We start from the raw sequence: 11,493 nt of genomic DNA, 5'->3' as shown, positions 1-11,493 counted from the left end.
GCCAGCCGGGGAAACCCGATTGGCGCTTTTTTTATAAGAAAATGCTGCACAGAAATAATTATCCATTAGGCAATTGATTGGTTTAAAATATTTACCCTTTGCAATTTTTTGGACCGATCATGTTGAAACGCCTGCTCACAGCCTTGCTGTGCCTGACCCTCTCCGGCCTGACGGCTGCCGCTCCTGCCGAAGAGAAGTCTGCTGCGCCGGAAATGACGGCCGAGCAATTCCTCGCCCAGTTGCACCTGCAGCGCGGCAAGATTACTTTGCCGGGCGGCATCGCCACCCTGGATTTGCCCGCCAATTTCCGTTATCTGTCGCCGGCGGACGCCGAACGCGTGCTGGTCGATGCCTGGGGCAATCCGCCGGGCATGGAATCGCTGGGCATGATCGTGCCCGCCAAGACCAGCGTGCTCGAGCGCGACAGCTGGGGCGTCGTGGTGACGTATGAAAAGGAAGGGCATATCAAGGATGACGATGCGGACAGCATCAAGTACGACGAATTGCTCAAGGATATGCAGGCGTCCGTGCTGGAAAATAATGCGGAGCGCAAGAAGCAGGGCTATCCCGGCATCCATTTGATGGGCTGGGCGGAAAAACCCAGCTATGCCAAAGATACGCACAAGCTGTACTGGGCCAAGGACTTGATGGTCGATGGCGGCGAGCATTCGCTGAACTACAACGTGCGCGTGCTGGGCCGCGAAGGCGTGCTGAACCTGAATGCGATCGCCAGCATGCAGCAGATCGCCACCATCAAGCAGGAAATGCAGCAAGTGACGGCGTTCACGGAATTTACCGACGGTAACCGCTATACGGATTTCGACAGCAAGACGGACAAGGTGGCCGAATATGGCCTGGCGGCGCTGGTGGCCGGCGGCGTGGCCAGCAAGCTGGGCCTGTTTGGCAAACTGCTGGCGCTGCTGCTGGCCTTCAAGAAAGTGCTGATCCTGGCCGTGGTCGGTGCCGGTGCGGCCATCGTCAAGTTTCTCGGCGGCAAGCGCAAGGACAAGCCGCAGCCGCAGCCAGAACGGCAGCCGGAACCAGCCGAACAGCCTGGTCATGCGCCGGACGGCAAGGTGAATCTGGAAAAGTAGGATGAACTGAGCCGCTCGGTGCGCCGGCGCACATGCGCGCGCTGTCCGAAAACAGCGCCTCGGGTACACTGACTCATCGTTCACTATCAGGAGTCAGCCATGTCCGTGTCCATGTATCAGGCAACCATTCCCGTCTTCATCCGCGGCTTGCGGGTCGTCTCGGCCCTGCTGGAAAAAGCGCAAGCCCATGTGGAGGAAGACGGCATCGTGCCCGAGATTTTGCTGGGCGCGCAGCTGGCGCCCGACATGCTGGACTTGACGGCGCAGGTGCAGCGCGCCAGCGATACGTCGAAGATGTCGGTCGAGCGCCTGAGCGGCGTGCCGGCGCCGAAGTTCGAGGATAACGAAGCGTCGTTCGAGCAGCTGCAGGAGCGCATCGCCAACACCATCGCCTACATCGACAGCGTGAATGCGGGCCAGATGGCGGGCAGCGCGCAGAAGGAAGTCGTGCTGAACTGGACGGACGAGGGCAAGAAATTCTCGGGCGACGATTACCTGCTCAGCTTTGCCTTTCCGAATTTCTATTTCCACGTCTCCATGGTCCACGCCATCCTCAGAAACAATGGCGTGGCCGTGGGCAAGCTCGATTATCTTGGCCCGTACGACTGAAATTGATTATTGCTGCGGTTGCTGCTGAACCTGATTTTGCACCGCATTGCCCAGCATGCCGCCGCCGATCACGCCGGCCACCGTCGCCAGCGCCTTGCCTCGGCCGCCGCCTACCTGATTGCCGATCAAGCCGCCGATGACGGCGCCCGTGCCGATGCCCACGTAGTTCGGTTGTGCCGGTGCAGGCACTGGCTGCGGCTGGCGCACGGGTTCGCGGTAGGCCGTGTCGCGGTAGCCGTCATTGTTGTCACGGTAGGCAGGACGGGCCTGCGCCACTTGCGTGTGATGCACGACGCGCTTGTGCACGACGGGCGCCGGCGCCGGAGCGGGGGCGGCTTGCGCGACGACAGGCGCTGCCACGGGCGCTGCCAGCGCCGCGGCGTTCGCCGGCGTCATTGCGGCCACGTCGGCAGGGATGGCTGGCGTGGCAGGCACGTTCGCCCTCGAATTGGGCAGGATGCCGGCGATGGATGCCGCGCCCACCAGGCACAGGACCGTCACGGAAATGGCGGCGCCGGCCATCAAGGGGTGGATGCGGCTGGCGGTAGTCGTCGTGTTCATGTGTTCTCCTGGGGGCAAGGTCTTGCCGTGTTGTTGATGTGTTTAGATTAACGGCGCCGTCTGCGCAAGGCTAGCCCTTGCGCTGTATCAAACGTAAGCAGGTGTAAGCCGCACTTTCCAAAGCACAGTAGAATCGGTGCTTCCCCTTTTCCGAAAGTCCGCCATGAGCCAGCTATTCACGCCATTTTCTCTTGGCCCATTGCAGGTGGCCAACCGCATCGCCATCGCGCCCATGTGCCAGTACTCGGCCGACAACGGCAACGCCACCGACTGGCACATGATCCACCTGGGCCATCTGGCCCTGTCCGGTGCGGGCTTGCTGATGACGGAAGCGACGGCCGTCTCGCCCGAGGGACGCATCTCGGCCGAAGACCTGGGCCTGTGGTCGGACGCGAATCAGGCGGCGCTGGCCAAGGTGGTGCAGGCGATCCGCCGCCATGCGCCGATTCCCTTCGTGGTGCAACTGGGCCACGCTGGACGCAAGGCGTCGAGCCGTGCGCCGTGGCAGGGCGGCGCCTGCGTGCACCTGGCCGACGGCGGCTGGCAAACGGTGGCGCCGTCCGCCATCGCCCACGCGCCCGGCGAAACCGTGCCGATCGCCCTCGACGAGATGGGTTTGTTGCAAATCAAGGGCGCCTTTGTGGCGGCCGCCCAGCGCGTGCATGCGCTCGGCATCGAGGGCATCGAACTGCACGCGGCGCACGGCTATCTGCTGCACCAGTTCCTCTCGCCCCTGTCGAATCAGCGCACCGATGCGTATGGCGGCAGCCTGGACAATCGCATGCGCTTTCCGCTGGAAGTGCTTGAAGCCGTGCGCGCCGCCGTGCCCGCCACGGTGGCCGTGGGCGTGCGCATCTCCGCCACCGACTGGGTCGATGGCGGCTGGGACATCGAGCAAAGCGTGCGCTTCGCGCAGGAACTCAAGCAGCTGGGCGCCGATTTCATCCACGTCTCCAGTGGCGGCATTTCGCCACAGCAGCAGATTCCCGTGGGACCCGGCTACCAGGTGGCGTTTGCCGAACGCATCAAGCGCGACAGCGGCTTGCCCACCATCAGCGTGGGCTTGATCACGGAAGCGCAGCAGGCGGAAGACATCATTGCGGGCGGCCAGTCCGACATGGTGGCGCTGGCGCGCGCCATCCTGTTCGACCCGCGCTGGCCCTGGCATGCGGCGGCCCAGCTGGGCGCGCAAGTGTCGGCGCCGCCGCAGTACTGGCGCTCGCAGCCGCGTGAATACAAGCACCTGTTCGGCGACACGACTCTGGGCCAGCGCTAAGAGGCCTCGTCTGCTACACTGACGCTTCTTCCCCATTTCTCCAGGACGCTTCGACATGCGCCATTGATACTGCCGTGCTGTGCACGGCCTCGCCCATCCCGCCAGCGCGCCATTGCGCCGCGCGGATTCGCCAGCCTTGCTCAAGGAGTATCCATGCCCGCATTCCTGCAACTCGACCGTCTTTCCTTTGCGCTGCCCGATGGCCGCGCCCTGTTTTCCGATCTGCAATTTTCTTTTGCCCCGCAACGTATCGGCCTCGTCGGCGATAACGGCGTGGGCAAGAGCGTGCTGGCGCGCCTGCTGGCGGGCCGGGCGCAGCCGTCTTCCGGCGCCGTGCGCTGTGACGGCAGCGTGCATTACGTGACGCAGGAGCTCGATCCGGCGCGCTATCCCAGCGTGGCGGCGCTGGCCGGCATGGAGGAGGTGCTGGCGGCGCTGGCGCGCATCGGCGCCGGCAGCATCGACGAGGACGATTACGCCCTGGTCGGCGAACGCTGGGATGCCCACGCGCGCCTGCGCCAGGCGCTCGACGCGCTCGATTTGCGCCATGTGGACGCCGACACGCCGACGGCCAGCCTGAGCGGTGGCGAGCGCCAGCGCATCGCGCTGCAGGGTGCCTGGCTGTCGCAGGCGGACTGGCTGGTGCTCGATGAGCCGAGCAACCACCTTGACGCCCATCAACGCGCCCGTCTGGTGGCGCAGATGGCGCGCTGGACGGGTGGCTTGCTGCTGGTCAGCCATGACCGCGGCTTGCTGGCGTACGTCGACGCTATCGTCGAGCTGTCGCCGCAGGGCTTGCGCAGCTACGGCGGCAATTACGCGCTGTATGCGCAGCAGCGCGCGCAGGAACAAGCGGGGTTTGCGGCGGCCTTGCAGGCGGAGAAGGCCGCCGCCAGGCGCGAACAGCGCGAGGCGCAGCAACAGGCCGAACGCCAGCAGCGCCGCGTGGGACGTGGCGAGCGAGAGGGTCGCGAAGGCAACCAGAGCAAGCTGCTGCTCGATGCGAAAAAGGAGAAAAGCCAGGATAGCCAGGGCAAGCTGCGCGTGCGCGCGCAAGAGGCGCAGCAGGCGCGCCAGCAGCGCGTGGTGGACGCCGGCGCCCGCTGCGCGCCCGACGCCGAACGGCTGCTGCTGGCGCCCGAGAGTGGCGTGCCGAACGGGAAATTGATCCTGGAGCTGCGCGAATTGGTCTTGCCGCATGGCCAGGCGCACGCCATCGACCTGGTGCTGGCCGGGCCGCGCCGCCTGGCCGTGACGGGCGACAATGGCAGCGGCAAGTCGACCCTGCTGCGCGTGATCGCCGGACAACTGGCGCCCGCCAGCGGCGCGCTGCGCTGCCATGCGCAGGTGGCGTGGCTGGATCAGCATGCTGGGCTGGAAGACGGCGAGTGCAGCGCCGTGCAGCGCTTGCAGGCACGCAACAGCATTGTGCCGGAAGGCGAGCTGCGCACGCGGCTGGCGCTGCTGGGCATTGCCGGTGCGCGCGCCACCATGCCCAGCCGTTTGCTCAGCGGCGGCGAGCGCATGAAGGTGGCGCTGGCGGCCGAACTGTATGCGCAGGCGCCGCCGCAACTGCTGCTGCTCGACGAACCGGACAATCATCTGGACCTGACCAGCCTGCAGGCGCTGGAGCAGATGCTGCTGCAATACCAGGGGGCGTTACTTGTGGTTTCGCACGACCAGGCATTTCTGGAGGCGATAAACCTTGACCCCGAGGGCTTGACATTGCACAAGTGACAATTTAATGAAAACAGTCACGCTCGATGCCTGTAGAGCATGCTTCATGAACCGATGCTGAATTTTGTTTGATTGTCGGTATAATCCACTGAATAACCGGGCCTATTTGTGAACTAAAACTGCTGGTTCACCAATATGATGACGTTTAATCTGGCACTGTTGTCGGTCACTACCGCGCTGCCAGGGCGTCATCCTGCGTGCCCTGCTGTGCATGAATTTTGGTTTCGCTTATATTGTTTTCTTGGAGAAATAGCATGTCGTTTTACGAAAAAATCAAAGCCCTCAACATTGAACTGCCAGTCGTTGCCGCACCAGCTGCCGCCTACGTGATGCATGCCCGCACCGGCAACACCGTCTTCCTGTCCGGCCACCTGGCCAAGAAGGATGGCAAGGTCTGGGTTGGCCAACTGGGCAAGGACGTCACCACGGAAGAAGGCAAGATCGCCGCGCGCGGGATCGCCATCGAACTGATTGCCACCCTGCAAGACGCCTGCGGCGGCGACTTGAACAAGGTCAAGCGCATCGTCAAGGTCATGAGCCTGGTCAATTCCACCTCCGACTTCACGGAACAGCATCTGGTGACCAATGGCGCCTCGGAACTGTTCGTCGAAGTCTTCGGCGACAGCGGCAAGCACGCCCGCTCCGCCTTTGGCGTGGCGCAAATCCCGCTGGGCGCTTGCGTCGAGATCGAGCTGATCGCCGAACTGGCCTGATCATCTGAGTATGCCGGCGATTGCCGCCGGCTCGCCTTTTCCTCCTTTCCAGCAAGAGCGGAACCGCCATTGGGGTGGAGGGATCGGTGTATTCAAGAAAAAAACGGAGACACGTAATGAAAACGAGTGAACAAGGCTTGCACCGCGGCCTGGGCGAGCGGCAGATCCGCCTGATGGCGCTGGGCGCCGCGATTGGCGTGGGCCTGTTTTTGGGTTCCGGCAACGCCATCAAGATGGCCGGTCCCGGCATCATGCTGTCGTACATCATCGGTGGCGCGGTCATCTTCATGATCATGCGCGCGCTGGGCGAAATGGCCGTGCACAATCCCGTCGCCGGTTCCTTCAGCCGCTATGCCCAGGATTACCTGGGCCCCCTGCAAGGCTATCTGACGGGCTGGAACTACTGGTTCCTGTGGCTGGTCACCTGCGTGGCGGAAATTACCGCCGTCGCCATCTACATGGGCATCTGGTTCCCCGACGTGCCGCGCTGGATCTGGGCCCTGGCGGCCCTCGGTTCCATGGGCGCGATCAACCTGCTGGCCGTGAAAGCCTACGGCGAGTTCGAGTTCTGGTTCGCCCTGATCAAGGTGGTCACCATCATCCTGATGATCGTCGGCGGCACGGGCATGATCGTCTTCGGTCTCGGCAACGGCGGCGTGGCCGTCGGCATCTCGAACCTGTGGACGCATGGGGGCTTCTTCCCGAACGGCGCGCAGGGCGTGCTGATGTCCTTGCAGATGGTGATGTTCGCCTACCTGGGCGTGGAAATGATCGGCCTGACGGCTGGCGAAGCGGCGAACCCGAAGAAATCGATTCCCGACGCCATCAATTCGGTGTTCTGGCGCATTCTGATTTTCTATGTCGGCGCGCTGTTCGTCATCCTGTCGATCTACCCATGGAATGAAATCGGCACCACCGGCAGCCCCTTCGTCATGACGTTCGAACGCCTGGGCATCAAGACGGCCGCCGGCATCATCAACTTCGTCGTGCTGACGGCAGCCTTGTCGTCGTGCAATGGCGGCATCTTCAGCACAGGCCGCATGCTGTACAACCTGGCGCTGCAAGGCCAGGCACCGAAGGCGTTTGCGGAAACCACGGCCAGCGGCGTGCCGCGCCGCGCCATCCTGGTGTCCGTGTTTGCCCTGCTGCTGGGCGTGCTGCTGAACTACCTGGTGCCGGAAAAAGTGTTTATCTGGGTCACGTCGATCTCGACCTTCGGCGCCGTCTGGACCTGGGGCGTGATCCTGGTCACGCAGATCCAGTTCCGCAAGACCCTGACGCCGCTGGAAATCAAGAACCTGGCCTTCCGCATGCCGTTCGCGCCGTACGGTTCCTGGATTTCGCTGGCGTTCCTGGCGCTGGTGATCGGCCTGATGGCGTATTTCCCCGATACGCGCATCGCGCTGATGGTGGGACCGGCCTGGCTGATCCTGCTGACGGTGCTGTACTACGCGCTGGGCCTGGCGCCGAAAGAGCGCCGCGACGACGTGCCGCAAGGCTACGAAGCGGGCTGGCCGCAGGCCGATGCGCCACACGGTAAAAAGTAATCCAGCGTAGTTGAGCTGAATCAAAAGCGCGCCCCTGCCCCTGCAGCGGCGCGCTTTTTCTTTCATATTGGCAATTCCATGCAGCGCTAGCGCCAGTGCGCGTTTGATGGCGCACGTCTGGCGTTGTTTCCTTGCATCAAAGTTCTGTTTAGCTGAGCCGATGAAAGCCCTATAATCGCTTAGTTTTGAAAATGGACGCGATCTTTCCGGTTTTTTGCCAGGTAGGGCCGGAGCGCCGTTTTTAAGTGTTTTTAGCCGTCATGTTTCAAGCAGCATCTAATAAAACCGTAGCGAGCGGATGGGAGGCTCGGTGTTCCCGGGCTAAGCAGCGCAGCTGTGCGAATGCACGGGGACGCCGAGTCAGTGAGCATCGCAGGCTGCAAATCACGACGCGCAGCAGGTTTTGGCAGGTGTTCAAGTGCATGCCTCATAAAGGAAGTCTAGTGAGCCAAACCCTGGTCCAGAAAATTTGCCGCACCAAGCCGATCGATACCACGGTCGAATATGGTGAAGGCCTCAGCAGCAGCGGCTTGAGCCGGTCCATCGGCCTGTTTTCCCTCACCATGATCGGCGTGGGCGCCACCATCGGCACGGGTATTTTCTTTACCATGGTCGAAGCCGTCCCCAAGGCGGGCCCATCGGTTGTCCTGTCTTTCCTGATCGCCGCCATCACGGCCGGCCTGACGGCCTTGTGCTATGCGGAGCTGTCGTTCCGCATTCCCGCCTCCGGCTCCTCGTATTCGTTTGCCTACGCCACCGTGGGTGAGTTTCTTGCCTTTATCATGGCCGCTTGCCTGTTGCTCGAATACGGCTTGGCGGGCAGTGCCGTGGCTATCGGCTGGTCGTCCTATCTGAACAACTTCCTGGAAAATGCCTTCGGCTGGCATATTCCCGAGATGCTGCGCACGCCGATGATCGTTTCCGGCCAGCATGGCATGGAGTTTCATGCCGGCCACATCAATCTGCCGCCCATCTTCCTGATCTGCATGTGCGGCTTCCTGTTGCTGCGCGGCGCCAAGGAATCGGCGCTGATGAACGCCATCATGGTCATCATCAAGCTGGCGATCCTCGTGTTTTTCATCGTCATCGCGTTTTCCGGTTTCAATGCCGACAATTTCTTCCCCTTCTTCAATACCGACAACAGCAAGGGCTTTGCCGGCATGACGGGCGTCACAGCCGCGGCCGGCACCGTCTTCTTCTCCTTCATCGGCCTCGATACGGTGGCGACGGCGGGCGACGAAGTGAAAAATCCCACGCGCAATGTGCCGCGCGGCATCCTCGGCGCCTTGCTCATCGTCACCGTGTTTTACCTGCTGGTGGCCGTGGCCGCCCTGGGCGCACAACAGGCGAAACTGTTCGAAGGCCAGGAAGCGGGCTTGGCGGTGATCCTGCAAAACGTCACGGGCAAGACCTGGCCCGCGCTGGTGCTGTCGGCCGGCGCCGTCATTTCCGTCTTCAGCGTCACTCTGGTGACGATCTACGGCCAGACGCGCATCCTGTTTGCCGTCAGCCGCGACGGCCTGATCCCAAAATCGTTCCAGAAGATCCACCCGCGCACCCTGGTGCCAGTCAGCAATACCATCATCGTCTGCCTGGTGGTGGCTCTGGTGGCCGGTTCCGTCGATGCGACTTACTTGTGGGACATGGTCAGCATCGGCACCCTGACGGCTTTCATGGTGGTCTCGATCGCCGTGCCCGTGCTGCGCCGCAAGCAGGGGGCGAACCGCATCGAAGGCTTCAGCGTGCCCTTCGGCCCGTATGTGATTCCGGGGCTGAGCATCCTGGCTTGCCTGTACATCATGCGCGATTTGCCGCATACGACGTTTGTCGTGTTCAGCGTATGGATGGCGGTGACGGTGGCCATTTACTTCCTGTACAGCATGCGGCATTCGCACCTGGGCAAGCAGGCCCGCTAATGCAGTCTGTTCCATCCAAAACCGCCGCGCTTGCCGGCGGTTTTTTTTATTTCTAACCGGAATTTACATGATGAAAATAACTGATCTGGCCGCTTGCGGCTTGCTGGCAAGCAGTCTTCTGGGAGCCCTGGCGCAGGCCGCTCCTGCAGCGGAGCGGGCATTGCGCGATTACCGCGCCGTGGCATTGTCGGCCAATGGCCAGCACATCGCCGCCATCGAATCGAGCAAGGCGGGCGAGCAGCCGCAGCGCCCGCATGCGACCATCGTCGTGCGCGACGCCGCCAATGGCGCCATCGTGCAGCAATTCGACCCGTGCGCCGTGTGTTCCTACGACAAGCCCAGCTGGTCACCCGATGGCAGGCAGCTGGCCTTCGTCGGCTACGACGCCAAGGCGGGCACGGCGCAGCTGTACCTGGCTACCCTGTCGCAGGCGCAGGCGCGGATGGTGACCAGCATCAAGGGCGTGGCCAGCACGGCGCGCTGGTCGCCGGACGGCAAGCAGCTGGCCCTGCTCGCGACGGTGGGCGCGCGCAAGCTGGCCGGCGCCGTGGAGGCGGGCGCGCGCCAGGTGGGTGAAGTGGGCAGCGAAGACGATGCCCAGCGCATCGCCGTCGTGCCTGTCAGCGGCGGCGAACCGCGTTTGCTGTCACCCGCCGACACCTATGTGTATGAATACAGCTGGACGCCCGATGGCCGCGGCTTTGTCGCCACCAGCGCGCAAGGCAATGGCGACAGCAACTGGTGGGTCGCCAAGCTCAGCCATATTGATGCGGCCACGGGCGCCCTGCGCGTGATCGCGTCGCCGGCCATGCAGCTGAACCTGCCTTCCGTCTCGCCGGACGGCAAGACGGTGGTCTTCATCGGCGGCCTGATGAGCGACTTCGGCTCCATCGGCGGCGATATCTATACCGTGCCGCTGGCCGGCGGCACGCCGCGCAATATCACGCCCGACTACCGCGGCACTTTCAATGGCGTCGTCTGGCGCGGCGCCGGCTTGCTGGCGACTGCGCTGATCGACTCGCAGCTGGCGCTGGTGCCTGTCGATGCACAAACGGGGCCGGCCCAGCCCGTGCTGCTCGGTGAACTGAGCAGCGGCGGCAGCGATGGCCGTCTGTCCTTCAGCGCCGATGGCCGTCACGCCGCTGCCGCTCAGGAAGATTTCACGCACGCCAGCTACCTGGTGGCGGGACCGGTGGGCCAGCTGAAAAAGATCACGCGCGACAATGACGGCTTTGCGCCGCAACTGACGGTGCGGAACGTGGGCTGGAACAACGAGCAATACAAGGTGCAGGGCTGGCTGCTGGGACCGCTGAAGACGGATGCCGGCAAGCGCTACCCGATGGTCGTCAACGTGCATGGCGGCCCCGGCGCGGCCGCCTCGCCCCGTTACGTGGCGGCGAGCACCCTGATCCATGAATTGACGCAAAAAGGCTATTTCGTCTTCCTGCCCAATCCGCGCGGCAGCTTTGGCCAGGGCCAGGCTTTTACACGCGCCAACATGGCGGACTTCGGCGGCGGCGACTGGCGCGACATCCTGGCCGGCATCGATGCGGTGGAAAAAGTGGCGCCCGTCGACGGCCAGCGCCTGGGCCTGATCGGCCACTCGTATGGCGGCTTCATGACCATGTGGGGCGTCACGCACAGCGACCGTTTCAAGGCGGCCGTGGCGGGCGCGGGCGTGTCGAACTGGATCAGCTATTACGGCCAGAACGGCATCAACCAGTGGATGATCCCCTTCTTTGGCGCCTCCGCGTATGACAAGCCGGACGTCTACCGCCGTGCTTCGCCCATCGAATCGATCAAGGCGGCGAAGACGCCCACTCTGATCTACGTGGGCGAGCGCGACGTGGAAACGCCGGCCGCCCAGTCGCTGGAATTCTGGCACGGCTTGCGCGCCATGGGCGTGCCGTCCAGTCTGTTCATCTACGACGGTGAAGGCCATTCCTTCCGCAAGCCCGAGCATCAGCGCGACTTGCAGAAGCGCACCATCGGCTGGTTCGAGCGTTATTTGAAGTAGTCATGGACGGCCTGCCGCAGGCA

Annotated in this window: 9 protein-coding genes; 8 read left to right on the top strand and 1 reads right to left on the bottom strand. The window is 63.2% G+C overall.

Annotation, left to right across the window (positions count from 1 at the left end):
* Window positions 1–119 precede the first annotated feature (119 nt).
* Window positions 120–1,094 (top strand): DUF2167 domain-containing protein, encoded by a 975-nt coding sequence (locus ACQ4W4_RS08030; protein ID WP_436541503.1) that lies wholly within the window; start codon window positions 120–122, stop codon window positions 1,092–1,094.
* 99 nt (window positions 1,095–1,193) lie between these two features.
* Window positions 1,194–1,703: a DUF1993 domain-containing protein gene (locus ACQ4W4_RS08025; protein ID WP_436541502.1), complete on the top strand. Its 510-nt coding sequence runs from the start codon at window positions 1,194–1,196 to the stop codon at window positions 1,701–1,703.
* A 6-nt stretch (window positions 1,704–1,709) separates the two neighbouring features.
* On the opposite strand, the gene ACQ4W4_RS08020 is transcribed toward ACQ4W4_RS08025, so the two are convergent.
* Complete coding sequence (locus tag ACQ4W4_RS08020; protein WP_436541501.1) at window positions 1,710–2,264, bottom strand: glycine zipper 2TM domain-containing protein; 555 nt, start codon at window positions 2,262–2,264, stop codon at window positions 1,710–1,712.
* Window positions 2,265–2,427: 163 nt separating this feature from the next.
* Here ACQ4W4_RS08020 and ACQ4W4_RS08015 point away from each other — a divergent pair, with 163 nt between their 5' ends.
* The 6 genes from ACQ4W4_RS08015 to ACQ4W4_RS07990 all read left to right on the top strand — a co-directional run bounded on the left by ACQ4W4_RS08015 (window position 2,428) and on the right by ACQ4W4_RS07990 (window position 11,470).
* Entirely contained in the window at window positions 2,428–3,540 is a 1,113-nt protein-coding gene (locus ACQ4W4_RS08015) for an NADH:flavin oxidoreductase/NADH oxidase (RefSeq protein ID WP_436541500.1), read from the top strand.
* 153 nt (window positions 3,541–3,693) lie between these two features.
* Window positions 3,694–5,277 (top strand): ATP-binding cassette domain-containing protein, encoded by a 1,584-nt coding sequence (locus tag ACQ4W4_RS08010; protein ID WP_436541499.1) that lies wholly within the window; start codon window positions 3,694–3,696, stop codon window positions 5,275–5,277.
* Window positions 5,278–5,531: 254 nt separating this feature from the next.
* Window positions 5,532–5,990: a RidA family protein gene (locus ACQ4W4_RS08005; RefSeq protein WP_121670633.1), complete on the top strand. Its 459-nt coding sequence runs from the start codon at window positions 5,532–5,534 to the stop codon at window positions 5,988–5,990.
* 116 nt (window positions 5,991–6,106) lie between these two features.
* Window positions 6,107–7,537: an amino acid permease gene (locus tag ACQ4W4_RS08000; RefSeq protein ID WP_436541498.1), complete on the top strand. Its 1,431-nt coding sequence runs from the start codon at window positions 6,107–6,109 to the stop codon at window positions 7,535–7,537.
* A gap of 443 nt (window positions 7,538–7,980) precedes the next feature.
* On the top strand, window positions 7,981–9,453 hold the full coding sequence (locus ACQ4W4_RS07995; RefSeq protein WP_436541497.1) for an amino acid permease: 1,473 nt from the start codon (window positions 7,981–7,983) through the stop codon (window positions 9,451–9,453).
* 67 nt (window positions 9,454–9,520) lie between these two features.
* A complete protein-coding gene (locus tag ACQ4W4_RS07990) occupies window positions 9,521–11,470 on the top strand; it encodes a S9 family peptidase (RefSeq protein WP_436541496.1) in 1,950 nt (649 codons plus the stop codon).
* Window positions 11,471–11,493: the final 23 nt, after the last annotated feature.

The sequence above is a fragment of the Janthinobacterium glycogeni genome (assembly GCF_051380725.1).
GTDB lineage: Bacteria > Pseudomonadota > Gammaproteobacteria > Burkholderiales > Burkholderiaceae_D > Janthinobacterium.
The sequence above is the reverse complement of the archived record's forward strand: the minus strand, read 5'-3'. Positions and strand labels throughout refer to the sequence as shown.

What these genes read in the sequence shown, in the direction of transcription:
- ACQ4W4_RS08030 (WP_436541503.1), top strand. Translation starts at nt 120, where the DNA reads ATGTTGAAACGCCTGCTCACAGCCTTGCTGTGCCTGACCCTCTCCGGC.
- ACQ4W4_RS08025 (WP_436541502.1), top strand. Translation starts at nt 1,194, where the DNA reads ATGTCCGTGTCCATGTATCAGGCAACCATTCCCGTCTTCATCCGCGGC.
- ACQ4W4_RS08020 (WP_436541501.1), bottom strand. Translation starts at nt 2,264, where the DNA reads ATGAACACGACGACTACCGCCAGCCGCATCCACCCCTTGATGGCCGGC.
- ACQ4W4_RS08015 (WP_436541500.1), top strand. Translation starts at nt 2,428, where the DNA reads ATGAGCCAGCTATTCACGCCATTTTCTCTTGGCCCATTGCAGGTGGCC.
- ACQ4W4_RS08010 (WP_436541499.1), top strand. Translation starts at nt 3,694, where the DNA reads ATGCCCGCATTCCTGCAACTCGACCGTCTTTCCTTTGCGCTGCCCGAT.
- ACQ4W4_RS08005 (WP_121670633.1), top strand. Translation starts at nt 5,532, where the DNA reads ATGTCGTTTTACGAAAAAATCAAAGCCCTCAACATTGAACTGCCAGTC.
- ACQ4W4_RS08000 (WP_436541498.1), top strand. Translation starts at nt 6,107, where the DNA reads ATGAAAACGAGTGAACAAGGCTTGCACCGCGGCCTGGGCGAGCGGCAG.
- ACQ4W4_RS07990 (WP_436541496.1), top strand. Translation starts at nt 9,521, where the DNA reads ATGATGAAAATAACTGATCTGGCCGCTTGCGGCTTGCTGGCAAGCAGT.